The following is a 25,888-nucleotide window of genomic DNA, read 5'->3' on the forward strand; positions in this document are numbered from 1 at the left end:
CATCATCCTACCGCACGGACCCTTCCTTCGGGCCGTCGACCGTCCGATCACAGGCGCCAAGCCCGTTCAGCACCGTCGCATAATCCTCCCGAACGATCGCATTGTCGGCTTCGCTGCCGTGCAAGGCGGTGTCGGGAAGCGTGGCCGGCAACGTGCAGGCGAGCCGATACCATAGCAACGTCTGCCGTGCCGGGGGGGGCGCCGCTTCGTCGACGACTTCGCTCAGCGCGACCGACCAGCGTGGCGGCTGGCCCGCCTTGCGGAGCACGTTGAGCGAGATCGGTCGGTTGTCGGCGGTGGTCAGGAAAATCTGCGTCTCGCCATCTCCGGGCAAGTCGCCCGCAGTGAAGAAGGCGTTGCCGATTCCGGTCACGGTCGGCGGCGTATCGGGCGCGAGCACTTCACGGACGATCCGCCGGGTCAATGCGTCGCTCGCCGGGGTCCAGTTGCGCTGCGCATCCGAACGGACCAGTTGGACCTGTCCCTGATTGTTCGCGACTCCACGCGCGAACAGCAAGACGCGCATCTTGCGATAGCGCGGCGGACGGCCGCGGGCGTCGAGTGGAACGTCGATCGTGTACCCGATTCTCGGCGGTACGGCACCGGTTCCGCGAATCAGGGCGGTCACATCGGCCTCGATATAGAGCCGCGTCGCATTTTGTGGGACGCTCGGTGCCTCGGCCGGTTTGAGCCGGACCTCGCTCCGAACAGTCGCATCGAGGATGACCGGGGACGCCAGGACAAGGTCGGCATAGTCCGAATAGGGTAACGCCGTTGCTTGTTGCGGAACCGCAGAATCCAGCGGTTTCAGAGGAGTTTGCTGCGCTGCAACAAGACTTGGAGACGCGGCCAGCAACAGCGTTGCCAGCAGCCGGTTTGGTGCCGTCATCATGCTTATGCGTTACCCGACCGTGTCAGTTTTAAACAGAAATAATTCTGCCACGCGGCGCTTGTACGTTTGTTGCGCCAGACAAAGCGTTTGCGTCGTGGTTTTTGGCGCGATAGAGGTTACGACCTGTCCAGGATACATTAACCCATGACAGGCCGGATAACGAGCGGACGTTACGGATCGGGCTTGGACCGTCGTGCCGGAATAGAGGAGTTTCGTTTCTGAATGGCTTACGCTGATCGCAATACAAGTGGCAGCCGCGCCGTGTCGATCGTGATCGTTTCGGTCATCGTCGCACTGTTCGCGTGGGGCTTCGTGAACGGGTTGACCTTCAAATATATCAAGAAGGTTACCGAGAAGCTAAACACGTTCGACGTCGTCGAGCCGCCACCGCCGCCGCCTGACAAGCCGCCGCCCCCGCCGCCCGAACAGCCGCAGCTGCAGACCCCGCCGGTCGTGTCGCCGCCGCCGATCGTGCGCGTGCAGGCACCGCCGCCGCCTGTCACCACAGTCATCACGCCGCCGCCGGCCGCACCGATCACGGTCCGGGCAGCAGCGCCAGCACCGGTGCCCGTTCCGGCGCCGCCCGCTGCTCCGACGGTCAGCAAGGCCGCCGGTCCAAAGGGTAACCCTGCCGACTGGATTACCAACGACGACTATCCGTCCGACGCGCTGAGCGCCGAGGCACAGGGTACGACGAAGATTCGTTGGGACATCAGCCCGGCAGGCCGCGTCGAGAATTGCACGATCGTCGCTTCGAGCGGCAATTCGTCGCTGGACCGCGCAGCCTGCAGCGCACTGACCCGGCGCGGGCGTTATACGCCTGCGCTCGATCAGAACGGTGCGCCGATGCGGACCAGTGGCCAGTCGCGCAACGTCGTGTGGCGCCTGCCCGAATAAGACCCATCCCAGGCGTGCGGCTCCCGGCGGGCCGCACGGCTTCATAATCGAGAAGGAAGTACCCCCAATGTCGACCACCATCCTCGCCGCCGGAGCATCGGCTGCTGACAACTTCGGCTTCATGAACGCGATGAAGCAGGGCGGCCCCGTCACGTGGACGACTGCCGCGATCCTGACGATCTTCCTGTTCTTCACGCTCTACATCCTGTTCACGAAGATTTTCGAGCAGCAGAAGATCATCAACCAGGGCCGTCGCGTCCGGGCGACCTTCTGGAACTCGAACTCGCTGCAGGAAGGCGCTGCCAAGCTCGAGAAGAACTCGGCCTACAAGCAGATCGTCGACGACGGCATTGCCGCACAGCAGCAGCACGGCCGCCTGACCGATCCGGTCGAGGCACATGACTGGCTGCATGGTTCGCTGACGCGCTCGGAAGCCGTCATCAACTCACAGCTCGGCGGCGGTCTCGCCTTCCTCGCGACGGTCGGCGCAACCGCACCGTTCGTTGGTCTGTTCGGTACGGTGCTTGGTATTTACCGCGCCCTCATCGGCATCGGCCAGGCTGGCCAGGCATCGATCGACAAGGTCGCAGGCCCGGTCGGTGAGTCGCTGATCATGACCGCCTTCGGTCTGGTCGTCGCGGTTCCGGCAGTGCTCGCGTTCAACTTCCTGCAGCGCCGCAACAAGGCGATCGCAGAGCATCTGAGCGCATTCTCGACCGACGTTCTCGGCTACCTTGCTTCGGAAGGCGCAGTTCGTCCGGCAGCATCGCGCGCAGCGACGAAGGCTCCCCCGGTTTCGGGTGCGAAGCCTGCTGCAACCGGCACGACGACCGCCGGCCAGGCTGGTGGCGTTCAGACGCGCGTCTAAGGACGACCCGGGGCCGTCCAGCCGGACGGCCCCGATTTTCTCGCTGCCCGGACGTACCGGGTGGCCTGACTGATACGGATAGGATGGCCTTTCATGGCGATTAGTACTGGTGGTGCAGAAGACGCCCCGATGTCCGACATCAACACGACGCCGCTCGTCGACGTTATGTTGGTGTTGCTGATCATCTTCCTCATCACGGTTCCGGCGATTGTGCAGAGCGTCAAGCTCAAGCTGCCCGACGTGCGGTACGACCCGACCGTGACCAAGCCCGAGAACGTCTCGCTCTCGATCACGAAGGATTCCAGCGGCGCATGCGCGGTGTATTGGGGTCTGACGCGTGTGACGCATGAAGAACTGCTGAAGCGGGCGACCGACAAGCTGAAGGAAATCGTCGATAAGGCAGGTGGCGCCGCCAACCTGACGACCGAGGATCTTCCCGAAGCGCATATCCGCGGCGACGTGGAAACGCCTTACAAGTGCATCGGTGGCGCGATCTACACGATGCAGTCGGCTGGCTTTGCCAAGGTCGGCTTCATCTCCGAGCCGCCCCCCACAGGCGGTCCGTCATCGTAAGCGTGCGCTAGCACCGAGGAGTAATAAGCATGGCAATCAGTGCAGGCGGCGCCGAAGGCGAGCCCATGATGGACATGAACACGACGCCGTTGATCGACGTCATGCTCGTGCTGCTCATCATGTTCATCATCACGATCCCGATCCAGACGCACGCGGTGAAGGTCGATCTGCCGATCAATGACCCGAACCAGGTGAAGCCGCAGATCGACCCGCAGAAGAACAAGATCGTCATCACGCCCGACGGCGTGGTTCTCTGGAACGGTGCCCCGACGGACGGTGCGACGCTGCAGCAGTATCTGACGCAGACGACGCAGCTCAACCCCGAGCCGGAACTGCACTTCCAGCCGGATCCGGCGGCACGGTACGAGAAGGTCGATCAGGTCCTTGCGATCATCAAGCGGTCGAACGTCTCGAAGCTCGGCTTCATCGGCAACGAACAGTATCGCGGCGAATTCTGATCTGTCTTCAGGGTTCGGTACGCAAATCGGGCGGTCCTTCGGGGCCGCCCTTTTTTTGTCTTGGGGCACCGGACGGTCGACAGAGGACCGCGCAATGCATTGCACCGGGCTGTCAGGGCCGGACACGACGACGATACTGCCAAACGGAAGCGGGCGGGCTCTTCACGATAGTGGGGGGTGGGCCTGCCGTATGAGGGCCAGGTCAGCGCAGCCTGACGCACAGCGGGCGCAAAGCGTAGGGTTCTCCGAGGATCGGCATTACCCCCCCGGGACGCATCGCTCGTGCAGGTACGTGCTCAGCAACACGATACAGGAATGTCCGCGACCGCCCCTTGCTACCTTGACCGGCGCGACGGAGTCCCCCTTGCAAGGGGAGCTTATGTTCTGGCCGCAAACCCGCGTTCCCGACCCGATGGTCGCAGCGAGAATACGGCTTACAGCCGTGGCAAAGTCACCCCGCGCTGGCCCATATATTTGCCCGCGCGATCGGCGTAGCTTGTCTCGCAAGGCTCGTTGCCCTCGAGAAACAGGAACTGACACGCGCCCTCATTGGCGTAGATCTTGGCCGGAAGCGGCGTCGTGTTGGAGAATTCCAGCGTGACATGCCCCTCCCAGCCGGGCTCGAGCGGCGTCACGTTCACGATGATCCCGCAGCGGGCATAGGTCGATTTGCCGAGGCAGATCACCAGCACGTCGCGCGGGACGCGGAAATATTCCACCGTCCGGGCCAGCGCGAAGCTGTTGGGCGGGATGATGCAGCAATCGGTCTTGCGATCGACGAAGCTGTTCGAAGCGAAGTCCTTCGGATCGACGATGACGCTGTCGATGTTGGTGAAGACCTTGAACTCGTCCGACACGCGCGCGTCATAGCCGTAAGACGACAGGCCATAGGAGATGCAGCCATCGCGCTTCTGGCCGTCGACGAAGGGCTCGATCATTCCGTGCGCGAGCGCCTGCTCGCGGATCCAGCGGTCGGACATGATCGACATGCGAAGGCTTCTCCTGTGTGACGGCGCGACGACCGCCCCGCCGTTTCGCCGGAAACAGCCGCAGGGGCAAGGGCGTGCTGTTGTGATCCCCCCGAGGGACCGATACCCTGGCATGCCAGTTCGGCGGGGACTTGCGATGAAACGTACGCAATGGGTGCATCTGGCTGCGGGCTTGGCGCTGGTTCTGGCGGGAACGGTCACCTTCGCTCCGGAGGTCCTGGCGTTTCCGCACCGGCAGCGGATCGGCGACACGATTCTGTATTCCGAGACGCCGCTGCCCGGCACGATGCCACAGCTTCTGGCGCGCGCCGACGGGCTGCTGCGGCGGAGTGCCATCTCGTCGCCGCACTATGGCCGGCGGATCTTCCTGACCGATGGGGGCTGGCGCTGGCACATCCTCGCGTTTCAGACACCGGGTGCGTTCGCCTTCACGCGTCCGATCAGCGAGGCGATCGTCGTCAACCGCAGCAATCCGGCGCGCGACCAGGTGTATACCGCCGCCGCAATCGGTGGAACGCGAACGCTTTCGGGCATCATTGCGCACGAACGCACGCACGGGTTGATTCGCGCGCGTTATGGGCTGTTCGCCGACGTGCGGTATCCGTCATGGCTGCGCGAAGGCTATTGCGACGTCGTGGCAGGGGACGGCAGCCTTACCGACGAGGCGGCAGCGGCGCTCGAAACGCGTCATGTGTCGCATCCCGCCCTGATCTATTATCATGGCCGAAAGCGGGTCGTTGAACGTCTGCGCGCCGACGGCGGCAACGTTGACGCGCTGTTCTCCCCGGCGAAGCGCTAACGGACCGGACCGAGCCCGAGATCCTTGGGACCGAAGGCGTGTGGGAGCAGCTCGGACAACCGGTAGCGTTCCACTGCGTCACCCTCGGCGGCCCCACACCATATGATCACGTCGTGACCGCCGATCTGCGCCGCTTCGTTGATGACCTGGCGGCACCGCCCGCACGGTCCTACCGGCGCGGTTCCGGTTGGTGCACCAGTCGTGTCCATCGCGCCGCCGATCACCCCGACCGCGACGACCCGCGCGAGGTTGCCCGCGCTGCTCACCATCGCGAGCGCGACGGTTTCGGCACAAAGCGACAAACCATAGCTCGCATTCTCGAAGTTGGCGGCGGTGACGATCGCGCCATCGTCGAGCAACACCGCCGCCCCGACGGCGAACCGCGAGTAGGGCGCATGTGCGTTGCGCGCAGCCACCCGCGCAGCTGCGATCAGGCTGAGTCCGATTGCCGACTCGGTCATTCCATTTCCCTTCATGGTCGCACCACATCCCAATGCACCGGTTTCTCCACCCCCTCGACATGCAAGGCGGCATTCGCCTGCCACATCCGCCACGGCCGTGCCGGATAGTCAGGCGTGAAATAGTCCTGCACTGCCCAGACCGAGCGCGGGATCGCCGCCGTCACGCCGTAAGCCGTATCGAACGGCCGTGTGACCTTGAGCAGCACGGGCTTGCCGGTGTGCGCCTCGACCATGTCGAGATAGCGCCGCAACCCCTCCAGCATGGCTCCGGTTTCGGGCCGAGCGGTGCAGTCGGGCGTGAAGGCGAGTTCGACGGCGGCGGGGAGTGCGTCGTCGGTCCGTGGCACGGTCGTGTTGAAATTGTTGGCCTGGTCCACCGCGCTCTTGCACAGCGAGTAGTGGTGGAGCGCGCCGCGCCGCATCCCGGTCTCGGCGATCTTCGCCCAATTCTCCTCGAAACGCGTATCGCGCCGGTCGGCGTCGACCGTCGCGCGCAGATAGACGAAGTCCGCGCCGCTGCGCTTGACGGCCCACCAGTCGACGGCCCCGTCGACGCCCGACATATCAACACCTTGGAAGGTGTACGGCGCGCCGGGTTTCCAGCTCATGGCGACCACCCATGCCACGATCGCCGCCAGCCCGAGCGCCGCGACGACACTTGCGAACAGAGCGACCAGTCTGCCCAAACGGCGAACGGTCAACGAATTTACCCCTGGATTATGCTTTGATGTGGAGGACGCATATCAGCGTGAAGAGGCGTCGGGCGGTGTCGAAATCGATTTCGATCTTGCCGGCCAGCCGCTCGCGCAGCAATTCTGCTGCCTCATTGTGGATGCCGCGGCGCGCCATGTCCACCGTTTCGATCTGCGCGGGCGTCGCATTGCGTATCGCCTGGTAGTAACTATCGCAAATTGCAAAGTAATCTTTGATCGGACGGCGGAAGCGCCCCATCCCCAGGACGTAGGTTTCCAGCAGCGTATCGTCATCGCGATGGATCGCGATCGCAAGTCTGCCTTCCTCCACCGCGAGCCCGATTCGATAGGGCCCGGCATAGCCATCGGGATAGGCGCGCTGCGGCGCGAAATGGTTGCCCTCGATCAGGTCGAAGATCGCGATCCGCCGTTCCTGCTCGATATCGGCGGAGCGCCACAGGATCGTGCGTTCGTCGAGCGTAACGGCAATGATGCGCGGATCGGCCATGCGCTAGCCGTAGAGGGGAAGGGCAGGGGGAATCAACGCATTCCAGCACCGGTGGCCGCACGACGGGCACGCCGATTAGCGTCTGCCGGACTTGTCCTCAGCTTCTCCACAGACTTATCCACAACCTGTCCCGGGCTTTCCCACAGCTTATCCACGGGACACCAACACCTCATCCACGGGTTATCCCCGCGTTATGCCGAAGTTGCCCCGGCCTTATCCACGCGGGCTACAGGTTTCTTCCGCGCTTATCCCCGGACTTATCCACAGGCGCGCCAAGCGGTCCGGCGCAACGGGCTTGAGCCGACGGGCCGACAGGTCCAAACCGCGCGCATGGCCACCGCATTTGCATCCCCACCCCCCGCTGTTCCCGAAGCCGTTTCCCTGCCGCAGAACGTCGAAGCCGAGGCAGCGATGCTCGGCGCAATGATGATTGACAATCGGCTTGCCGACGATCTCATCGACAAGCTCCAGCCCGAGCATTTCTTCGAGCCGCTCCACGGCCGCATTTTCAGCGCGATCCGATTGCTGCGCGGGAACGACATGCTCGCGTCCCCGGTGACTCTCCGCCCGATGTTCGAACAGGACGCGGGGATGAAGGAGCTTGGCGGCCCCGCCTATCTCGCGCAGTTGACCGGGAGCGGTGCGGGGCTGATCGGCGCGCGGCAATTCGCGCAGCAGATTTATGATCTGGCGATGCTGCGGACCCTGGTGACGGTCGGGCGCGGGCTGGTCGAGCGTGCCATGGACACGTCGGAGGAGGTCAATCCGCGCGCGCAGATCGAAGCGGCGGAAGAGGAGCTGTTCAAGGTTGCCGCCGACGGCGGTAGCGAAAGCGCGATCAAGTCGTTCGCGCAGGCGACGACGCTTGCGGTCAAGAATGCCGAGAAGGCGCTCAACAGCGGCGGCGGTCTTTCGGGCATCACCACCGGGCTCGACAGCGTCAACGCCAAGATCGGCGGCATGCATCACAGCGATCTCATGATCCTCGCCGGGCGTCCCGGCATGGGCAAGACCTCGCTTGCGACCAACATCGCGTTCAACGCGGCCGCGCGCTGGATGCGCGACATGCAGGACGGGATCAAGCCAAGCGAGTCGGTCGGCGCCAAGGTCGCGTTCTTTAGCCTGGAAATGTCCGCCGACCAGTTGGCGACCCGTATCCTATCCGAGCAGGCGCGGATCAGTTCGGAAGCGTTGCGCATGGGCAAGATCAGCCGCAACGAGTTCAACCAGCTCGCGGCCGCGGCGGCGGATCTGGAGAACCTGCCGCTGTTCATCGACGATACGGCCGGTTTGACGATCGCCGCGCTCCATACCCGGATGCGGCGGTTGCAGCGCCGGCACAATAACGAGATCGGGCTGGTGGTGGTCGATTACCTCCAGCTGCTGACCGGCTCGGGCAAGAGTTCCGAAGGCAACCGCGTGCAGGAGATTTCCGAAATCTCCCGCGGGTTGAAGACGCTCGCCAAGGACATGAACGTGCCTGTGATGGCGCTGTCCCAGCTCAGCCGCGCGGTCGAAAGCCGCGAGGACAAGCGACCGATGCTGTCGGATCTGCGCGAATCGGGATCGATCGAGCAGGATGCCGACATCGTGTTCTTCGTGTTCCGCGAGGATTATTACGTTGCTTCGCGCGAGCCCAAGCGTCCGGTCGAGGGGGACAACCCCAAGGTGTTCGAGGATCACGCGCAATGGGCGCTCGAGATGGAGCGCGTGTTCGGGCTCGCCGAGCTGATCGTCGCCAAGCAGCGTCACGGCGCGACCGGCAAGGTGATCCTGAAGTTCGAGCCGAGCGTGACTCGGTTCAGCGATTACGTCGGGTATTGAGGGGCGAACGGTCGCAGCGTTTCCCTAGCCCTTCCGCTTCCCCGGCGAAGGCCGGGGCCCAGTAGCGATGGTTGGTGTTGGTTAGTGCAGCGACTGCTTCGGCACGGCCACTCCTGGGCCCCGGCCTTCGCCGGGGAAGGGCTAATAGACGAAGCGGCAGACGTTCAGAAAACCGGTTCCTCGCCCGGCTTTTCGGGGACGTGGATCCCACACTCGACCTTGTCCCACCCGCGCCAGCGCCCCGCACGCGGGTCCTCGCCCGGCTGGACCTTCGATGTGCACGGCGCGCACCCGATCGACGGGTAACCCTGCGCCTCGAGCGGGTGGCGCGGGAGTTTGTGGTCGGCGAAATAGGCGTCGAGCCGAGTCTTGTCCCAGTCGGCGAGCGGGTTGATCTTCAACCGGCCCTCGTCTTCCTCGAACCGCGGCATCGTGATGCGGGTGCCCGCCTGGAACCCCTTGCGCCCCGAGATCCACGAATCGAACGGCGCGAGCGCACGGCGCAGCGGTTCGACCTTGCGCAGGTCGCAGCAGCCGTCCGGATCGTAGTTCCAGCGTAGGCCCGTCGCGTCCTTCGCTGCGAGCCGGTGCGGGTCGGGGCGGAATACGCGCAGGTCGGTGAAACCGAGCATCTCCGACAACTGGTCGCGATAGGCCAGCGTTTCTCCGAAGATCTTTTGCGTGTTGAGGAAGATGACCGGGATATCGCGATCGACCTGCGCGATCAGGTGGAGCAGCACCGCGCTCTCCGCCCCGAACGACGATACCGCGGCGACGCGGCCCTTCAACTCGCCGGTCAGCATCTCGCCGAGCAGGTCGCCCGTGCCGACGCCCGCGAAACGCGCCTCCAGTGCCGCCGCATCGGCGGGCGAGAAGGGGGCGACGTCGATCAGGTCTAGTTTGTGTGCGCTGCTAGCCATGCCGGAGCTTCCACACCGGGACCTGACCGTCGGCGGCTTTCTGGTAGACATGATCGTAGCGGGTCAGCGCCGCGTCGAGCGTTGCTGCATCGATCTCGGCCTCGGGCGCGAAGCTGTCGAAGCCGCAGCGCTTCATGAACAGCATCTGGTCAACCAGCACGTCGCCCTGCGCGCGCAGTTCGCCCGTGTAGCCCGCCTCGCGCAGGATGCGGGCAGCGGAATAGCCGCGGCCGTCGCGGAAGCTCGGGAAGCTGATCTCGACCAGCGCGATCCGGTCGAGATGCGGGAGCAGCGCGCGCGCATCTTCGCCCGCTTCGAGGCGGACCGCGGTGGCGTTGGTCTGGTCCTCGAGGAACGCGTCGAGCGTGACCGCTGGCTCGTCGGAGCCCATCGAGATGGCGGACTTATCCATAAAGCGCTTCCTTGAACGGATCCATGCCGAGCCGGCGGTAGGTATCTAGGAAGCGTTCGCCCGCTTCCCGCTTGTCGAGATAGACGTTGGTCACGGTCTCGACCGCGTCGACGATGCCGTCTTCGCTGAAGCCGGGGCCGGTGATCCGCGCGAGACTCGCGTCCTCCGCGCCCGAGCCGCCGAGGAGGAGCTGGTAGTTTTCGGTGCCCTTCTTGTCGACGCCGAGGATGCCGATGTGGCCCGCATGGTGGTGGCCGCAGGCGTTGATGCACCCGCTGATCTTGAGCTTCAGCTCGCCGAGGTCGCGCTGGCGTTCGGGGTCGGCGAAGCGGGTGGCGATCTTCTGCGCGACGGGAATCGAGCGGGCGTTGGCGAGGCTGCAGTAATCGAGGCCGGGGCAGGCGATGATGTCGCTGATCAGGTCGACGTTGGCAGGCGCGAGGCCTGCCGCATCGAGCGCGCTCCAAACATGGTGAAGGTCGCTTGCGGCGACGTGCGGCAGGACGATGTTCTGCGCATGGGTCACGCGCAACTCATTGAAACTGAACCGTTCTGCCAGATCTGCCATGACGTCGATCTGCTCGGCCGACGCATCGCCGGGGATGCCGCCGGTGGGCTTCAAGCTGATCGTCACGATCGCATAGCCGGGCTGCTTGTGCGCGACCGTATTCTGCGCGCGCCATGCGTCGAACGCGGGGTTGGGTGCGGTATCGGCCTGCGGACCGACCGCGACGAACGCGGGGGGCGCGAACATCTCGGTGATGCGGTCGAACTCGGCCTTGGGCGGATCGAGCCCGAGCGATTTTACGTGCGCAAATTCCTCCTCGACCTGGCGGCGATATTCGTCCGCGCCGAGTTCGTGGATCAGGATCTTGATCCGCGCCTTGTAGATATTGTCGCGGCGGCCGTAGCGATTGTAGACGCGAAGGCACGCCTCGACATAGCTCAGCAGGTCGTCGGCGGTGATGAAGTCCTTGATCTCGGGCGCGATCATCGGGGTGCGGCCCATGCCGCCACCGACGAAGATTCGCCCGCCGAGGACACCGTCCCGCTCCACCAGCTGGATGCCGATGTCGTGGAGCCGCATCGCCGCGCGGTCCTCGTTCGCCGCGATCACCGCGATTTTGAACTTGCGCGGCAGATAGCTGAACTCGGGGTGGAAGGTGCTCCACTGGCGGAGCAATTCGGCCCAGATGCGCGGATCCGCGACTTCGTCGGCCGCGGCACCGGCGAACTGGTCGGACGAAATGTTGCGGATGCAATTGCCGCTGGTCTGGATCGCATGCATCTCGACCGTCGCCAGCTCGGCGAGGATGTCGGGCGCCTCGGACAGCTTGATCCAGTTATACTGGATGTTCTGCCGCGTGGTGAAATGGCCGTAGCCGCGATCATATTTGCGCGCGATGTGCCCGAGCATCCGCATCTGGCGGCCGTCGAGCGTGCCATAGGGGATGGCGACGCGCAGCATATAGGCGTGCAGCTGGAGATACAGGCCGTTCATCAGCCGGAGCGGCTTGAACTGGTCCTCGGTGATCTGCCCCGCGAGGCGGCGCTTCACCTGGTCGCGAAATTCCTCGACGCGCGAGTCGACGATCGACTGGTCGTACTGGTCATATTTATACATGGGCAATTCCGGGCAGGATCGCAGAAGGGGTTTTCACGCAACGGCGCGAAGACGTGGGATCAAGGATCATATCACCCAACTCCCCGCATTCGGGTCGGCAGGCTTGAGCGTCAGGTCAGGGCGAACCGTCGGGCCGAGCGCGCGGACGCGGTCCTTGATGTGCGCGGGGCGGGGGCCTTCGGGCGTCACGGTCGCGTCGATCACATAGGGGCCGGTCACGCGCTGCGCGCCTTCCTGCGCGCGCGCGATGCTCTCACCCTGGTCGGTGACGTCGCCCGCATCCTCGATATGGCGCGACCAGCCGTTGCCGGTCCACCAGATCACATCGCCCGTCGGCAAATCGTTTCCGGTCAGCAATTTCACGCGACAGTCTCCGCCAATGTCCCGGCGATGCGCGCCCAGGACCCCAATTTGTCTTCCGCGTCGGACAGGTCGACGACCTCGCCGACGATGATGATCGCGGGCGACGCGACCTGCTCGCGCGCGACCATCGGACCGAGGTCGGCAAGCAGCGTCTTGATCGCGCGATGCCCGACAAGTGTTCCGCGCTCGAGCACCGCGACCGGCATTTCCGGGGCGACGCCATCACGCATCAGCTTGTCGGCAATGTCCGATGCGGTCGCGATCCCCATGTAGATCACCAAGGTCCGGCCCTTGCCCGCGAGCCCCGACCAGTCCTGGTCGGTCAGCCCCTTGCACTGGCCCGCGACGAAGCTGACCGCGCTCGAATAGTCCCGGTGGGTGAGGGGGAGCATCGCTTCCGCCGCGCAACCGAGCGCCGCCGATACGCCGGGGATGACCTCGACCGGCAGGCCCGCCGCACGCACTTCCTCGACCTCTTCGCCGCCGCGGCCGAAGATGAACGGATCGCCGCCCTTCAACCGCACGACGACGCTGCCGGTCTTCACATGCGCGATGATCAGCGCGTTGATCGCCTCCTGCGGCAACGTGTGGCGCGCGCGCTTCTTGGCGACCGAGATGCGCTGGGCATGGGCGGGGGCGAGATCGAGCACGCGCGGGTCGATCAGCCCGTCATGGACGACGACATCCGCCAGCTTGAGCGCCTCGACCGCGCGGACGGTGAGCAGGCCCGGGTCGCCCGGGCCCGCGCCGACAAGGATGACTCGCCCGCGGGCGGTGGGATCGAGGAGAGTTGCCATCGCTGTCAGATGGGCTGGACCAGCACGAACGGCAATTCAAGGATGCTTTGGGGCGAGGTAGGCAATCTTTTGTTGAGGTGGCGGGGGTAGGGGCGGCGGGGACGGGGGCTGGGGCAGGGGCTGGGGCTGGGACCGCTTTATGGAGACCGCCGCAAAACCGTCCGTCATCCTGAACTCGTTTCAGGATCCAGCCCTCCACGGGTCCCGACTATGCCTGTTGCGCGGTGGCGATCAATTCTTCGATCACGTTCTTGCCGAGGTCCTGCCTTCGCGTGACCGCCTCAAAACCGTCCGTCATCCTGAACTTGTTTCAGGATCCAGCCCTCAACAAGTCCCGGCGATTCCCGTTGCGCGGTGGATGCTGAAACACGTTCAGCATGACGGCAGCTCTTGGGGCGCGGGGTGGCGATCAAGTCTGCGGTCACGTTCTTGCCGAGCTCGCGCCTGCGCGAAACCGCCGCAAAACCGTCCGTCATCCTGAACTCGTTTCAGGATCCAGCGCTCAACAAGTCCCGGTGATTCCCGTTGCGCGGTGGATGCTGAAACACGTTCAGCATGACGGCAGCTCTTGGGGGCGGGGTGGCGATCAATTCTGCGATCACGTTCTTGCCGAGGTTGCGCCTGCGCGAGACCGCCGCAAAACCGTCCGTCATCCTGAACTCGTTTCAGGATCCAGCCCTCCACGAGTCCCGGCGATTCCCGTTGCGCAGTGGATGCTGAAACACGTTCAGCATGACGGCAGCTCTTGGGGGCGGGGTGGCGATCAATTCTGCGATCACGTTCTTGCCGAGGTTGCGCCTGCGCGAGACCGCCGCAAAACCGTCCGTCATCCTGAACTCGTTTCAGGATCCAGCCCTCCACGAGTCCCGGCGATTCCCGTTGCGCAGTGGATGCTGAAACACGTTCAGCATGACGGCAGCTCTTGGGGGCGGGGTGGCGATCAATTCTGCGATCACGTTCTTGCCGAGGTTCTGCCTTCGCGTGACCGCCTCAAAACCGTCCGTCATCCTGAACTCGTTTCAGGATCCAGCGCTCAACAAGTCCCGGCGATTCCCGTTGCGCGGTGGATGCTGAAACACGTTCAGCATGACGGCAGCTCTTTGGGGCGCGGGGTGGCGATCAAGTCTGCGGTCACGTTCTTGCCGAGGTTGCGCCTGCGCGAAACCGCCGCAAAACCGTCCGTCATCCTGAACTCGTTTCAGGATCCAGCCCTCCACGAGTCCGGACGATGCCCGTTGCACGGTGGATGCTGAAACAAGTTCAGCATGACGGCAGCTTCTGGGGCGCGGGGTGACGTGTCCGCAGAGGAACGCAACGTTTTATCAAAATCGCGCGTTACCAAAATGCTGGGGGTGGCCCGGGAAGACGGACGAACGGGCGCGCACTGCGCGTCTGCGCGGCGTGTTGCAGTCCTTCCACCGGCCGGGCGCGGTCCTCGTATGGAGTGCGCTTGCGTCCCTTCGATTTGCCAAGGATCCGACCCGATGATCAACAAGACACTGGTGCTGCTCGCCGGAGCGACGACTTTGCTCGCCGGCTGCGGGACCAAGACCGCGACCGACACCGCCGCGACGACGACCAGCGCGGCCCCGGCGGCGACGCGGGTGCGCGGCGTGGTTCAGTCGGTCGATACCAATGCCGTGACGATCCAGGGCTATGACGGCAAGACCACCACCGTTCCGATCGACGGCAAGACCGGTTTCGCCTGGGTCGTCGGCTCGAACCTCTCGACGCTCAAGACCGGCGACTTCATCGGCACCGCGACGTCCGGGCCGGACAGCGCGTTGCGGGCGGTCGAACTGGTGATCTTCCCCGAGGCGATGCGCGGATCGGGCGAGGGCCATTATGGCTGGGACGTTCCCGGCGTGGTCGCCGCGAGCGGGGGCAATGGTGGCGGCGGCGCGAGCGGGATGACCAACGGCACCGTTCAGCAGCAGAGCGGCCAGAATCAGAGCGGGATGACCAACGGTACAGTTCGGCAGCAAAGCCGCCAGAACGCGAGCGGCCAGAACGCGAGCGGAATGACCAACGGCACCGTCCAGGAACAGAGCGGGATGACCAACGGCACGGTCAGCTCCACCGCCGGCACCGCGGGCGAGACCAGCCTGACGATCGGCTACAAGGGCGGTACCGCTAAGGTGCTCGTCCCCGCCGGTACGCCGATCGTGCGGTTCGAACCGACCCAGCGGTCGATGCTGGCCAAGGGGCAGAAGGTCTTCATCGTTAAGACCGCCGATGCCCCGGGCGCCAAGTTCGTCGCGATGGGCAAGGATGGCCTGACCCCGCCGATGTAATGGCGCAGCGATCCTGTGCGACGATGGCGTCGCACAGGATCGCCCCGTGTTTTGCCGACGCTAGCCAATTCCCCTTGCGCCGGATCGCGCCTAAACGAAGCGCGTGACGATGACCCCAGCCCAGACCCGCCTGATCGACTCCGTCCGCGCCCTGTTGGGGCCGAAGGCGGTGACGACCGATCCCACCGACATTGCGCCGTGGCTCGAGGATTGGCGCAAGCGTTATCACGGCGCGAGCGCGGCGATCCTGTCGCCCGACAGCACCACAGGCGTCGCGACGATCGTGCGGCTCGCGGGCGAACAGGGCGTGCCGCTGGTGCCGCAGGGCGGGAATACCTCGATGGTCGGCGGCGCGACGCCCCCTGCGGACGGTTCGGCGCTGATCCTGTCGCTGCGGCGGATGAACCGGATGCGCCGGATCGACGCGGACGCGGGTCTTGCGGTCGCTGAGGCGGGGGTGATCCTCGCCGACCTGCACGATGCGGCGGAAGCGCAGGGGATGCGTTTCCCGCTGACGCTCGGCGCGCGCGGGAGCGCGACCGTCGGCGGGCTGGTCTCGACCAACGCGGGGGGCACGCAGGTGCTGCGGTTCGGGACGATGCGGTCGCTCGTCGCGGGTCTCGAGATCGTGCTGCCCGACGGGCAAATCCAGGACGGTCTGTCGGCGCTCAAGAAGGACAATCGCGGCTATGATTTGACGCAGTTGCTGGTCGGCGCGGAGGGGACGCTCGGCGTGGTGACCGCGGCGACACTGCGGCTCGTGCCGATCGCGGCGGATCGCGCGACCGGGTGGATCGCGGTCGACAGTCCACGGGCGGCGCTGGCGCTCCTGCGGTCGCTCGAGGCGCGCTCGGGCGACGCGATCGAAAGTTTCGAGCTGGTCCCGGGCGGGATCCTCGATCTGGTGCTCAAGCATATCCCGGGCACGCGCGCGCCGCTGGCGGGGCGGCATCCATGGCTGGTGCTGATCGATTACGCGACCGGGCCGGGGCAGGCCCCCGCGCGCGACCTGCTCGAGGCGGCGCTGGGAACGGCGCTGTCGGGTGGACTGGCACGCGACGCGGTGGTCGCGGCGAGCGAGGCGCAGGCGAGCGCCTTCTGGCGGCTGCGCGATTCGATTTCGGAGGCCGAGCGCGCCGAAGGCCCGACGATCGCGCACGACATTTCGGTCGCGGTCGAGGCGATGCCCGACTTCATGGTCGATGCCGCCGCGGCGGTGGAGGCGGCCTATCCCGGGGTCCATGCGACGGGCTTCGGGCATCTCGGCGACGGCAACGTCCATTTCCACGTCAACGCGCCCGCCGGACTGCAGCACGATCCAGCCGCCGCGGAACGCTGGCGCGCGGAGGTCGGCGCGCCCGCGAGCCGGATGGTCTATGATCTGGTCGTCGCAGCGGGCGGGTCGATTTCAGCCGAGCACGGCATCGGCCAGATGAAGCGCGACGAACTCGAGCGCTTGTCCTCGCCCGCACGGCTCGCGGCGCTCCGCGCGATCAAGGCGGGGCTCGATCCGCAGGGGCTGATGAATCCCGGCAAGCTCCTCGCTCTTGCGGAAAAGCCGCGCGCGCCATAGAGCCGGCGTCCGTAAGGCGTGGGGGACCTGCGCGCTACTTTCACCGATGGAGACGACCATGGCCAGCGCGCCGCAAGCCCTTCCCCTGTTCTACAATGCGCTCGAGCCGCTTTCGAGCGAGACGCATGCCAACTTCCGCTTTGCCGCGGGGGATTCGGCACCGTTCCTCGTCAACCAGCATGCCATTCCGGTGACCGTCGACGAATTCGTCGCGGCGCAGCCGTGGCTGCCGATCGTCTTCACCACGGGGGCGGATTCGATCCCGATCGCGCTGATGGGGCTCAACGAGGGCGTCAACGTATTCGTCGGCGACGACGGCAAGCTGATCGAGGACAAGGTCTACGTCCCCGCGTACATCCGCCGCTATCCGTTCATGCTCGCGCGGCTTCGCCCCGATGCGCAGGAGCTGTCGCTGTGCTTCGACCCGACCAGCGAGACGATCGGCGCGTTCGAGCAGGGCGAGCCGCTGTTCGCCGAGGGGAAGCCCACCGAACTCGTCCAGAACATCCTCGGCTTCAACGAGCAGTTCGAGCAGGCCGGCGCGCGCACCGCCAATTTCATGACCGAGCTGCGCGAGCTGGACCTGCTGATGGACGGCGAGTTCACGCTCAACATGGCGGGCAACGACCAGCCGTTCGTCTATCGCGGCTTCCAGATCGTCAACGAGGAAAAGCTCAACGACCTGCGCGGGGACCAGCTGCGCAAGATCCAGAAGTCGGGTCTCCTGCCGCTCGTCTACGCGCACCTGTTCTCGCTGACCACGCTGCCGCAGATCTTCGATCGCCAGGTCAAGCTGGGCAAGGTGCCCGCGCCGCAGCTGATCAACTGATCCGCGCTTTCCCCGGCCTGCCGCGCGGGCCGGGGACGGTCAAAAACCGCACAAATGGGCCGATGCGGCAGTAAATTAATCCCTTGAACCGCGAAAACCGCCTACCTATATCGCTGTTACGCGGTTTCGTGTTCCCCCCTTTCGCGGGGCCGCGCGACGCTCCTTCGGGAGTGTCTCCTCCCTGAACCTTGGCCACCGCGTGTTCTGCACGCGGTGGTTTTTTTTTGGTTATTCGGCAGCGATCGCGGTCTGGCCGCGCCAGCCGGTCGCTTCGCGGGCGAGCGTAGCGATGACGTCCCGAAGGATCGTGGCGATGCGGGCGAGTCCGTCCCCCGGTAGATCCCCGGCAGGATCGAGATACAGCCCCCGGTCGAATTCGAGCTGAATCGCGTGGACCGTGCCCCCGCGCGCATGCGTGTCGAGGATGTGCGCGCCCGCGTAAGGCGTGTTGCGCGCGACCGGGATGGCCGCGTCGCGGACAATCCGCTCGACCGCGTCGACGAAGCGCGAATCCGCACTCCGCCCGAGGCGGTCGCCGATCACGATCCGGGGGCCGCCCGGGCCGAGGCTCGGCATCGAATGGATATCGAGCAGGACCGCCACGCCGAACCGCCCGCGCGCCGCCTGGAGCGCCGCGGCGAGCGCGGCATGATAGGGGCGGTGATCGTCGACGATCCGCGCCTCGATCTCGCGCGCCGTGAAGCGCCGCCGCCACAGTTCGCCCGCGCCATTGACCCGCCTTGGCACCAGCCCGAGCCCGCCGCGCACCTTTGCCGAGGGCGCCGGCAGCGCGATCGCGCGCGCACCCTCGTCGATCGCGGGGTCGCGTTCCTGCTCGCTGCGGTTGAGGTCGATCCACGCGCGCGCCCGGCGCTGGACCAGCAGCGTCTCGTCCCCCCGTGCGGCGAAGGCGAGGGCGTCGACGTGGCGATCCTCCAGCACCGTCGCGGCGGCCAGCGGCACGCGCAGCGCCGCGAGCAGCGCCGGCGGATACTCGCGCCCGGCGTGCGGCACCGACAGGATCACCGGGCTGCGCGGGACGGCGTCGCCATAATGGTCGAACGGGGGCGGGGCGGGGCTCATCTCCGCCGATGGTAGCATGCATCCGACCCGTAGCGGCTGGAAAATCTTAAGGCCTTCGCGCATACAATACCGCAAATGCGGGTGGTTTTGCCCGCCAGGGCATTAATGGCATGATTCGGATCTTGTTAGCGGAAGACGATCGCGTGATGCGCGAGTATCTGACGCGCGCGCTGGAGCGCTCGGGCTATTCGGTTGCGGCGGTCGACCGCGGGACTGCGGCGATTCCGCTGCTCGAGGAGGAGCGTTTCGACTTGCTCCTCACCGATATCGTAATGCCCGAGATGGACGGGATCGAACTCGCGCAAAAGGCGAGCGAAATGGCACCCGACCTGCGCGTGATGTTCATCACCGGCTTTGCCGCGGTGACGCTCAAGGCGGGCAAGTCGATGCCGCAGGCGCGGGTCCTGTCCAAGCCGTTCCATCTGCGCGACCTCGTGCTCGAGGTGGACCGGATGTTCGAACTCGAGCGGGTCGGCGGAAATTTCTGAATTCGCGCAAGAGGTGCTTGCGCGGGGGAATAGCCTTCGCTAAAGGCCACCCCTCGCCCGGCACCGCCGCGGCGAAGTGGGCGTGTAGCTCAGTGGTAGAGCACTGTGTTGACATCGCAGGGGTCGCAAGTTCAATCCTTGCCACGCCCACCATTAAAGGCCCGTCAGCGCACCGCGTTGGCGGGCTTTTTTGCGTCTCCTGACGGTCGGGCCGGCTTCGGCGTTAGCCCGCGCGGTATCTTCCCCCTGTTCGTATATGAATTCCGGCTTTATGACTGCACAGGTAATCGATCGCCGTGTAGTCGCGTCCAAGCGTTGCCGAGCCCGAACATGGAGAGGATGACGCATGGCCCACCGATCGTGGTTGCTTCCGGTGCTCGTGGCACTGGCCCCCGGCGCGGCGTACGCGCAGACCACCATTCCGGGCGATCCCCATGCGGGCGATCCGGTCGGGATCGTCGAAAACCCGTGTCCACAGCATCCAGACCCGACCGATGGACCCGGCTGGGACGTCTGGAAATTGCACATGCTGACCCGCGATTTCGGACAACTCTGTCGCTATGCGGAGGCCAACCGCGTGCTCGCGGCGAGCGGGCAGACGGTGCGGGTCGTCTTCATGGGCGATTCGATCACCGACAACTGGATCCACGCCGATGCGAACCTGTTCAGCAACGGCGTGGTCGATCGCGGGATCAGCGGGCAGACCACGCCGCAAATGCTCGCGCGGTTCCGCGCCGATGTGATCGCGCTCAAGCCGCGCGCGGTGCATATCATGGCGGGCACCAACGACATCGCGGGCAACACGGGTGCGGCGACGATCGAGACGGTCAAGGGCAACATCGCGAGCATGGCGGAACTGGCGCGCGCGCACGGTATCCGTGTCGTCATCGCCTCGATCCCGCCCGCCGCCGCGTTTCCGTGGAGTCCGGGCAAGCGCCCTGTGCCGCAGATCGCCGCGATGAATGCGTGGCTGCGTGGCTATGCGAAGGCGAACGGCTTTGGTTATGTCGACTATTTCGCCGCGCTCGCGACCCCCGAGGGCGCGATGAAGCCGGGCCTCAGCAGCGACGGCGTCCATCCGACGCCACAGGGCTATGCGGTGATGCGGCCGCTCGCGCTTGCCGCGATCGCGCGGACGCTCGCAAAATGAGCCTGACCCGCCGCTCGGTCCTCGCCGGCATGGCCGCGCTGCCGATGGCGCGCGCGGCGCTCGCGCAAAGCCCGATGGGACTCGCGCGCGGTCCGGTCGAGCCGAACTGGCCGTCGCTCGTTTCCAACTACCGCTATCCCGACTGGTTTCGCGACGCCAAGCTCGGGCTATGGGCGCATTGGGGGCCGCAATCGGTGCCCGAGCAAGGCGATTGGTACGGTCGCTTCCTGTATATGCAGGGGCATCCGATGTACGAGCATCACCGCAAGACCTACGGTCACCCGACGGTTACGGGAATGAAGGACATCCAGAACCTGTGGACCGCGGACCGCTGGGATCCCGCGGCGCTGGTCGCGCGCTACAAGAAGGTCGGCGCGCGCTATTTCATGGCGCTCGCCAATCATCACGACAATCTCGATTGCTACGACAGCCGCTACCACGCGTGGAATTCGCTCCGCGTCGGCCCGAAGCGCGACGTGGTCGGCACGTGGGAAAAGGCGGCGCGCGCGGCGGGGCTGAAGTTCGGCGTGTCGAACCATTCGGCGCACAGCTGGCACTGGTACCAGACCGCCTACGGCTATGATCCGACCGGGCCGAAGCGCGGCGAGCGCTACGACGCGTTCCGGCTGCGCGAGGCCGACGGCAAGGGGCAGTGGTGGGACGGGCTCGATCCGCGCGAGCTTTACACCGGCGGCCACGCCGTCATGCCCGACGGGATCGACACGATCGCGGGCATGGAAGCGTGGCACGACACGCACGATGGCCAATGGATCGAGACCGGCCCGACCGACGATCCCGCCTATGTCACGCGCTGGCTGCTCCGCCAGACCGACCTCGTCGCCAAGTACAAGCCGGACCTCGTCTATTTCGACGATTACGGGCTGCCGTTCGGCTCGGTCGGGCTTGCCGCGGCGGCGGACTATTATAACCGCTCGATCCAATGGTCGGGCAAGATCGACGTCGCTTTGTTCGCCAAGCAGCTCAAGCCGCACGAGCGTTTCGGCGTCGTGCAGGATGTCGAGCGCGGCTTTACCGATCATATCTGGGACGAGCCGTGGCAGACCGACACGTGCCTCGGCGACTGGTTTTACAACGTCGCGCGGCTGAACGACAAAAGCTACAAGACCGCCGAGCAGGTCGTCCAGCGGCTCGCCGACGTCGTGTCGAAGAACGGCAACCTGCTGCTCTCGGTCCCGCAACCGGGGCACGGCGCGATCGACGGCGAGGAGGAACGAATCCTCGACCGGCTGGGCGAATGGACCGCGATCAACGACGAGGCGATCTTTGGCTCGCGACCGTGGCGGCGCTACGGGGAGGGGCCTACCCGATTGACCCCGGGGATGCAGAATGAAGCCGACGCGGGGACCTTCACGCCGCGCGACGTCCGCTTCACCACCAACAAGGGGGCGCTGTATGTCCTGTTCCTTGGCTGGCCGAGCGGAACCGCTTCGGTCGCATCGCTCGCGCGCGGGCGGCTTGCGGGCGTGATCGAGCGCGCGACCCTGCTCGGCGGCGGGCCGGTGCCGCATCGGCAGGACGCCACGGGCACGCATTTCGATTTGCCGCGCAAGCCCGACGGGGGGTTCGTGCCGGTGATCCGGCTCGACGGACGCGGGCTGGTATGACCGCAGCGCCGCCCTCCCGCACTGCGCGGATCGTACCGCGCGTGCTGATCGTCGCGTTGTTCTTCCTGTGGGGCGCGGCGAACAACCTCAACGATGTGCTGATCACGCATTTCAAAGGGCTGTTCAGCCTTGGCGATTTCGGCGCGGGGCTGGTGCAATCGGCCTTCTATCTCGGCTATTTCTGTCTTGCGATCCCCGCGGCGCTGTTCATGCGCGCGTATGGCTATCGCGCCGCGGTGCTGCTCGGGCTTGGCCTGTACGGCGTCGGCGCGCTGCTGTTCTGGCCGGCGGCGGGGGCGCTGAGCTATCCGGGGTTCCTTGCCGCCTTGTTCGTCATCGCCAGCGGACTCGCCTTTCTCGAAACCTCGGCCAATCCGTTGATCGCGCGCCTCGGCAGTTCCGAGACCGCGTCGCGCCGCCTCAACTTCGCGCAAGCGTTCAACCCGCTAGGGTCGATCGGCGGCGTGCTGATCGGCCGCGCGTTCATCTTGTCGGATTCGCCCGCCACGCTCGATCGCGCGACGCAGGCGGCGGCCGTGCAGATCCCGTATCTCGTGATCGGCCTCGGCGTATTGTTCTGGGCGTTGCTGATCTTCCTCGCGCCATTCCCGCCAGCCGTGACCGAGCCCGACCGTAACGGGGAAGATGGGACCGGGGGAGTCGGCGCAACGGGAGATTTCGCCGCCTTGTTGCGGATGCCGCGCTTCCTTGCCGGGGTTGTCACGCAATTCTTCTATGTCGGCGCGCAGGTCGGGGTGTGGAGCTTCATGATCCGCTACACTGAAGTCGCGCTTCCGGGGACGCGCGCGACCGAGGCGGCGGGGTATCTCACGCTGTCGCTGGTCGTGTTCATGGTCGGGCGGTTCGTCGGCGCGGGGCTGATGGGCCGGATCCGGCCGCTCCCGTTGCTCTCGGCCTTTGCGGCGGCGGCGTGCGCGTGCTGTCTGTTCGCCGCGACGATCGGTGGCATGGCGGGGGTGGTGGCGCTGGTCGCGAGCAGCTTCTTCATGTCGATCATGTACCCGACGATCTTCGCCGAAACGGTCGATGGCCTCGGCGCGCGGACCAAGGCGGGGTCGGCGTTGCTCGTTATGGCGATCATCGGCGGCGCGGTGTTCACCGCGGGGATGGGGCTGGTCTCCGACGCGACCGGGTCGATCCTGCGCGCGATGGTCGTGCCCGCGGCGTGTTTCCTCGTCGTGCTGCTGTTCGGCCTGTTCAGCGCGCGGAAGCCGGCATGATCGCGTTGCCAACGCTTGGCATGGGGTGCGCCGGGATCGGCAACCTGTATCGCGCGGTTGATGACCGCGTGGCGGACGAGACCGTCGCGGCGGCGCTGGCGGCGGGGATCGGCTATTTCGACGTGGCACCGCATTACGGCTTCGGGCTAGCGGAGACGCGGCTCGGCGAAGCACTCGCGACGCACGATCCGCACGGACGCGCGCTCGTCTCGACCAAGGTCGGCCGCCTGCTCGAACCGACCGCAGACGCCGCCGTCGAGCGGCACGGCTTCGTCGCCGCGCCCGCGCTGGAGCCGGTGTTCGATTATACGCACGACGGCGTGTTGCGCAGCGTCGAGGCCAGCCGCGCGCGGCTGCGGCGTGACCGGATCGACCTGGTGTTCGTGCACGATCTCGGCACGGTGACGCATGGGAGCGAAGCCGCACGGCACATGGCCGATTTCGTCGCAGGCGGCTATCCCGCGCTGTGGCGGTTGCGCGAGGCGGGCGAGATCGGCGGTATCGGGCTTGGCGTCAACGAAGTCGCGGTGTGCCACGACCTGCTCGACCGCGTCGCGCTCGACGTCATCCTGCTCGCCGGGCGGCATACCCTGCTCGAACAGGGCGCGGGGGGGCTGATCGACCGGTGCCGCGCGACGGGCACGCAACTCGTGATCGGGGGACCATATAACAGCGGCATCCTCGTCGAGGGCAGTCGCGCCGCCAGCCACTTCAACTACGCACCGCCGCCGCCCGCGATCGTCGCGCGGGTCGCGGAACTCGAGCGCATCTGCGCGACGTTCGCCGTGCCGCTGCCCGCCGCCGCGCTGCACTATCTGCTGCGCGACCCCTCGGTCGCCTGCGTGATCCCGGGCCTGGTCGGGGCGGCGCAGGTCGCGGACACGCTCCGCTACGCCGCGTGGCCGATCCCCGATGCGCTATGGGACGCATTGGGTGTGTCCGAGCCCGTCGCATGAGCGCGCTGCTACTGCATCCGAACGACACGATCCTCGTCGTCACCACTGCGCTGGCGGTCGGGGATACGGTCGCGATCGACGGTGCGCCCATCCGCATGGCGGTGCCGATCGAGGTCGGTCACAAGATCGCCCGACACGCGCTCGCCACCGGCGATACGGTGATCAAATACGGCGCCCCGATCGGCTCGATGACCGCGCCCGCGGTACGCGGCGATCACGTCCACCTGCACAATATGAAGAGCGACTATATCGCGATGCACCTGCGCGACACGCTCGAACGGAGCACATCATGATTTCAGCCTGGGGCCGTGCCGATGGCCGCAAGGGGATCCGCAACGTCATCGCGGTCGCCTATCTCGTCGAATGCGCGCACCATGTCGCGCGGCGCATCGTCGACAAGGTCGATGATCCCGACGTCCATCTGATCGGCTTTCCCGGCTGTTTTCCCAACAGCTATGCCGACACGGTGATGAAGGCGATCGCGACGCACCCCAATGTCGGCGCCCTGGTGATCGTGTCGCTCGGGTGCGAGAGCTTCAACCGCGAGGGGCTGGCCGCCGCCGTCGCGGCAAGCGGACGACCGGTCGAGACGCTGGTGATCCAGCAGACCGGCGGCACCGCGGCGACGATCGCGGCGGGGCTCGACGCGGTCGCGCGCGTCAAGGCGATCGCCGACGCGGGGCCACGCGTGCCGATGGCGGTCAGCGAGCTGATCGTCGGCACGATCTGCGGCGGGTCGGACGGGACCAGCGGGATCACCGCCAATCCCGCGGTCGGCGGCGTGTTCGACCGGCTCGTCGCCGAGGGCGCGACCTGCATCTTCGAGGAGACGGGCGAACTGGTCGGTTGCGAGAACATCATGGCCGACCGCGCGCTGACCCCCGAACTCGGCGCGGAACTGATCGCCAGCGTCCGCAAGGCCGAGCAGTATTATACCGTGCTCGGCTTCGGCAGCTTCGCGCCGGGCAATGCCGAGGGCGGGCTGACGACGCAGGAAGAGAAGTCGATGGGGGCCTATTCCAAGTCGGGCAGCTCGCTGATCTCGGGGATCGTCAAGCCGGGCGACGTGCCCCCTTCGCCCGGGCTGTACATGCTCGACGTCGTTCCGGACGGAGAGCCGCGCTTCGGCTTCCCCAACATCTCCGACAATGCCGAGATCGTCGAGCTGATCGCGTGCGGGGCGCATCTCACCTTGTTCACCACCGGGCGCGGGTCGGTCGTCGGTTCGGCGATCTCGCCCGTCCTCAAGATCTGCGCCAATCCCGAGACCGCGCGCAAGCTGGCGGGCGACATGGACGTCAACGCCGGGCGGATCCTCGACGGCGAGGCGACGCTCGCCGAGGTCAGCGACGAGATCTACGCGCGGATGGTCGCGGTCGCGCAGGGCGCGCGGAGCGTGTCGGAGGAACTCGGGCACCGCGAGTTCATCCTGACCTACAAGCAGTTCGAGCCCGTCGGCCCCGCCTGCCTCCCGCGCCGCGCCGCATAAAAAAACCCGCCCGGACGGCATCACCGAAGCGATGCCGTCCGAACGGGCAGGGGGGGAGGAACCTCTGGACCGCCCGTCGCCGG

At 66.1% G+C, this 25,888-nt stretch carries 30 protein-coding genes and 1 tRNA gene; 18 read left to right on the top strand and 13 right to left on the bottom strand.

Going from position 1 to position 25,888, the window contains the following annotated elements:
* Positions 1 to 7: 7 nt before the first annotated feature.
* On the bottom strand, positions 8 to 892 hold the full coding sequence (locus RH91_RS11090) for a hypothetical protein (RefSeq protein ID WP_010162816.1): 885 nt from the start codon (positions 890 to 892) through the stop codon (positions 8 to 10).
* A 222-nt stretch (positions 893 to 1,114) separates the two neighbouring features.
* Between RH91_RS11090 and RH91_RS11095 the strand changes: the two genes are divergently transcribed.
* The 4 genes from RH91_RS11095 to RH91_RS11110 all read left to right on the top strand — a co-directional run bounded on the left by RH91_RS11095 (position 1,115) and on the right by RH91_RS11110 (position 3,688).
* Complete coding sequence (locus RH91_RS11095; protein WP_029623784.1) at positions 1,115 to 1,789, top strand: energy transducer TonB; 675 nt, start codon at positions 1,115 to 1,117, stop codon at positions 1,787 to 1,789.
* 67 nt (positions 1,790 to 1,856) lie between these two features.
* Complete coding sequence (locus RH91_RS11100; protein ID WP_010162819.1) at positions 1,857 to 2,657, top strand: MotA/TolQ/ExbB proton channel family protein; 801 nt, start codon at positions 1,857 to 1,859, stop codon at positions 2,655 to 2,657.
* A gap of 93 nt (positions 2,658 to 2,750) precedes the next feature.
* Entirely contained in the window at positions 2,751 to 3,230 is a 480-nt protein-coding gene (locus RH91_RS11105) for an ExbD/TolR family protein (protein WP_026046481.1), read from the top strand.
* A gap of 29 nt (positions 3,231 to 3,259) precedes the next feature.
* On the top strand, positions 3,260 to 3,688 hold the full coding sequence (locus tag RH91_RS11110) for an ExbD/TolR family protein (protein WP_010162821.1): 429 nt from the start codon (positions 3,260 to 3,262) through the stop codon (positions 3,686 to 3,688).
* 434 nt (positions 3,689 to 4,122) lie between these two features.
* Here the strand turns inward: RH91_RS11110 and dcd are convergent, their stop codons facing one another.
* A complete protein-coding gene (dcd, locus tag RH91_RS11115; protein ID WP_010162822.1) occupies positions 4,123 to 4,677 on the bottom strand; it encodes a dCTP deaminase in 555 nt (184 codons plus the stop codon).
* A 136-nt stretch (positions 4,678 to 4,813) separates the two neighbouring features.
* Between dcd and RH91_RS11120 the strand changes: the two genes are divergently transcribed.
* Entirely contained in the window at positions 4,814 to 5,476 is a 663-nt protein-coding gene (locus tag RH91_RS11120) for a hypothetical protein (RefSeq protein ID WP_010162823.1), read from the top strand.
* Here RH91_RS11120 and RH91_RS11125 read toward each other — a convergent pair.
* Genes RH91_RS11125 through RH91_RS11135 form a run of 3 tightly spaced genes read right to left on the bottom strand, consistent with a single transcriptional unit; the run spans position 5,473 to position 7,137 of the window.
* Positions 5,473 to 5,937 (bottom strand): cytidine deaminase, encoded by a 465-nt coding sequence (locus RH91_RS11125; RefSeq protein ID WP_029623785.1) that lies wholly within the window; start codon positions 5,935 to 5,937, stop codon positions 5,473 to 5,475. The genes RH91_RS11120 and RH91_RS11125 overlap by 4 nt on opposite strands.
* A gap of 11 nt (positions 5,938 to 5,948) precedes the next feature.
* Complete coding sequence (locus RH91_RS11130) at positions 5,949 to 6,638, bottom strand: GH25 family lysozyme (protein ID WP_232283481.1); 690 nt, start codon at positions 6,636 to 6,638, stop codon at positions 5,949 to 5,951.
* 16 nt (positions 6,639 to 6,654) lie between these two features.
* On the bottom strand, positions 6,655 to 7,137 hold the full coding sequence (locus RH91_RS11135; protein WP_010162826.1) for a UPF0262 family protein: 483 nt from the start codon (positions 7,135 to 7,137) through the stop codon (positions 6,655 to 6,657).
* Between the two features lie 330 nt (positions 7,138 to 7,467).
* Here RH91_RS11135 and RH91_RS11140 point away from each other — a divergent pair, with 330 nt between their 5' ends.
* The gene (locus RH91_RS11140) at positions 7,468 to 8,961 is read left to right on the top strand and encodes a replicative DNA helicase (RefSeq protein WP_029623787.1); all 1,494 of its coding nucleotides are present in this window, start codon (positions 7,468 to 7,470) and stop codon (positions 8,959 to 8,961) included.
* A 164-nt stretch (positions 8,962 to 9,125) separates the two neighbouring features.
* On the opposite strand, the gene RH91_RS11145 is transcribed toward RH91_RS11140, so the two are convergent.
* The 7 genes from RH91_RS11145 to RH91_RS23140 form a co-directional block, all read right to left on the bottom strand.
* On the bottom strand, positions 9,126 to 9,881 hold the full coding sequence (locus RH91_RS11145; RefSeq protein ID WP_010162828.1) for a phosphoadenylyl-sulfate reductase: 756 nt from the start codon (positions 9,879 to 9,881) through the stop codon (positions 9,126 to 9,128).
* Positions 9,874 to 10,293 carry a DUF934 domain-containing protein gene (locus RH91_RS11150; RefSeq protein WP_010162830.1) on the bottom strand — a complete coding sequence of 140 codons (420 nt, stop codon included), beginning with the start codon at positions 10,291 to 10,293 and terminating at the stop codon, positions 9,874 to 9,876. Before RH91_RS11150 ends, RH91_RS11145 begins: the two co-directional genes overlap by 8 nt.
* Positions 10,286 to 11,917 carry a nitrite/sulfite reductase gene (locus RH91_RS11155; protein WP_010162831.1) on the bottom strand — a complete coding sequence of 544 codons (1,632 nt, stop codon included), beginning with the start codon at positions 11,915 to 11,917 and terminating at the stop codon, positions 10,286 to 10,288. The genes RH91_RS11150 and RH91_RS11155 overlap by 8 nt, the downstream gene beginning before the upstream one ends.
* A gap of 66 nt (positions 11,918 to 11,983) precedes the next feature.
* Positions 11,984 to 12,280, bottom strand: coding sequence for a DUF2849 domain-containing protein (locus tag RH91_RS11160; RefSeq protein WP_010162832.1), 297 nt, complete (start codon positions 12,278 to 12,280; stop codon positions 11,984 to 11,986).
* Entirely contained in the window at positions 12,277 to 13,077 is an 801-nt protein-coding gene (gene cobA, locus RH91_RS11165; protein WP_010162833.1) for a uroporphyrinogen-III C-methyltransferase, read from the bottom strand. Before cobA ends, RH91_RS11160 begins: the two co-directional genes overlap by 4 nt.
* 281 nt (positions 13,078 to 13,358) lie before the next feature.
* The gene (locus RH91_RS23135) at positions 13,359 to 13,553 is read right to left on the bottom strand and encodes a hypothetical protein (protein WP_157136905.1); all 195 of its coding nucleotides are present in this window, start codon (positions 13,551 to 13,553) and stop codon (positions 13,359 to 13,361) included.
* Positions 13,554 to 13,565: 12 nt separating this feature from the next.
* Positions 13,566 to 13,730 carry a hypothetical protein gene (locus tag RH91_RS23140; protein WP_157136906.1) on the bottom strand — a complete coding sequence of 55 codons (165 nt, stop codon included), beginning with the start codon at positions 13,728 to 13,730 and terminating at the stop codon, positions 13,566 to 13,568.
* A 60-nt stretch (positions 13,731 to 13,790) separates the two neighbouring features.
* Here RH91_RS23140 and RH91_RS23145 point away from each other — a divergent pair, with 60 nt between their 5' ends.
* The 4 genes from RH91_RS23145 to RH91_RS11180 all read left to right on the top strand — a co-directional run bounded on the left by RH91_RS23145 (position 13,791) and on the right by RH91_RS11180 (position 17,773).
* Positions 13,791 to 14,330 (top strand): hypothetical protein, encoded by a 540-nt coding sequence (locus tag RH91_RS23145; protein WP_157136907.1) that lies wholly within the window; start codon positions 13,791 to 13,793, stop codon positions 14,328 to 14,330.
* A gap of 231 nt (positions 14,331 to 14,561) precedes the next feature.
* On the top strand, positions 14,562 to 15,371 hold the full coding sequence (locus RH91_RS11170; RefSeq protein ID WP_010162834.1) for a hypothetical protein: 810 nt from the start codon (positions 14,562 to 14,564) through the stop codon (positions 15,369 to 15,371).
* 109 nt (positions 15,372 to 15,480) lie between these two features.
* Positions 15,481 to 16,944, top strand: a complete 1,464-nt coding sequence (locus tag RH91_RS11175) for an FAD-binding oxidoreductase (protein WP_051116721.1) — start codon at positions 15,481 to 15,483, stop codon at positions 16,942 to 16,944.
* Between the two features lie 58 nt (positions 16,945 to 17,002).
* A complete protein-coding gene (locus RH91_RS11180) occupies positions 17,003 to 17,773 on the top strand; it encodes a SapC family protein (RefSeq protein WP_026046483.1) in 771 nt (256 codons plus the stop codon).
* A gap of 228 nt (positions 17,774 to 18,001) precedes the next feature.
* Here the strand turns inward: RH91_RS11180 and RH91_RS11185 are convergent, their stop codons facing one another.
* The gene (locus RH91_RS11185) at positions 18,002 to 18,856 is read right to left on the bottom strand and encodes an N-formylglutamate amidohydrolase (RefSeq protein WP_010162837.1); all 855 of its coding nucleotides are present in this window, start codon (positions 18,854 to 18,856) and stop codon (positions 18,002 to 18,004) included.
* 110 nt (positions 18,857 to 18,966) lie between these two features.
* On the opposite strand from RH91_RS11185, the gene cpdR reads away from it, so the two are divergent.
* The 8 genes from cpdR to RH91_RS11225 all read left to right on the top strand — a co-directional run bounded on the left by cpdR (position 18,967) and on the right by RH91_RS11225 (position 25,805).
* Positions 18,967 to 19,344 carry a cell cycle two-component system response regulator CpdR gene (gene cpdR, locus RH91_RS11190; protein ID WP_010162838.1) on the top strand — a complete coding sequence of 126 codons (378 nt, stop codon included), beginning with the start codon at positions 18,967 to 18,969 and terminating at the stop codon, positions 19,342 to 19,344.
* A gap of 78 nt (positions 19,345 to 19,422) precedes the next feature.
* Positions 19,423 to 19,497 (top strand) — tRNA-Val (locus tag RH91_RS11195).
* Positions 19,498 to 19,690: 193 nt separating this feature from the next.
* Entirely contained in the window at positions 19,691 to 20,494 is an 804-nt protein-coding gene (locus tag RH91_RS11200) for an SGNH/GDSL hydrolase family protein (protein ID WP_010162839.1), read from the top strand.
* Complete coding sequence (locus RH91_RS11205) at positions 20,491 to 22,119, top strand: alpha-L-fucosidase (RefSeq protein ID WP_010162840.1); 1,629 nt, start codon at positions 20,491 to 20,493, stop codon at positions 22,117 to 22,119. Before RH91_RS11200 ends, RH91_RS11205 begins: the two co-directional genes overlap by 4 nt.
* Positions 22,116 to 23,360, top strand: coding sequence for an L-fucose:H+ symporter permease (gene fucP, locus RH91_RS11210; RefSeq protein ID WP_010162842.1), 1,245 nt, complete (start codon positions 22,116 to 22,118; stop codon positions 23,358 to 23,360). Before RH91_RS11205 ends, fucP begins: the two co-directional genes overlap by 4 nt.
* Positions 23,357 to 24,316 (top strand): aldo/keto reductase, encoded by a 960-nt coding sequence (locus tag RH91_RS11215; protein WP_029623789.1) that lies wholly within the window; start codon positions 23,357 to 23,359, stop codon positions 24,314 to 24,316. The genes fucP and RH91_RS11215 overlap by 4 nt, the downstream gene beginning before the upstream one ends.
* Positions 24,313 to 24,609 carry a UxaA family hydrolase gene (locus RH91_RS11220; protein WP_010162844.1) on the top strand — a complete coding sequence of 99 codons (297 nt, stop codon included), beginning with the start codon at positions 24,313 to 24,315 and terminating at the stop codon, positions 24,607 to 24,609. Before RH91_RS11215 ends, RH91_RS11220 begins: the two co-directional genes overlap by 4 nt.
* Positions 24,606 to 25,805 carry a UxaA family hydrolase gene (locus tag RH91_RS11225; protein ID WP_010162845.1) on the top strand — a complete coding sequence of 400 codons (1,200 nt, stop codon included), beginning with the start codon at positions 24,606 to 24,608 and terminating at the stop codon, positions 25,803 to 25,805. Before RH91_RS11220 ends, RH91_RS11225 begins: the two co-directional genes overlap by 4 nt.
* The last annotated feature ends 83 nt before the right edge of the window (positions 25,806 to 25,888 follow it).

It is taken from the genome of Sphingomonas sp. PAMC 26617 (assembly GCF_000242835.1).
Lineage (GTDB): Bacteria > Pseudomonadota > Alphaproteobacteria > Sphingomonadales > Sphingomonadaceae > Sphingomonas.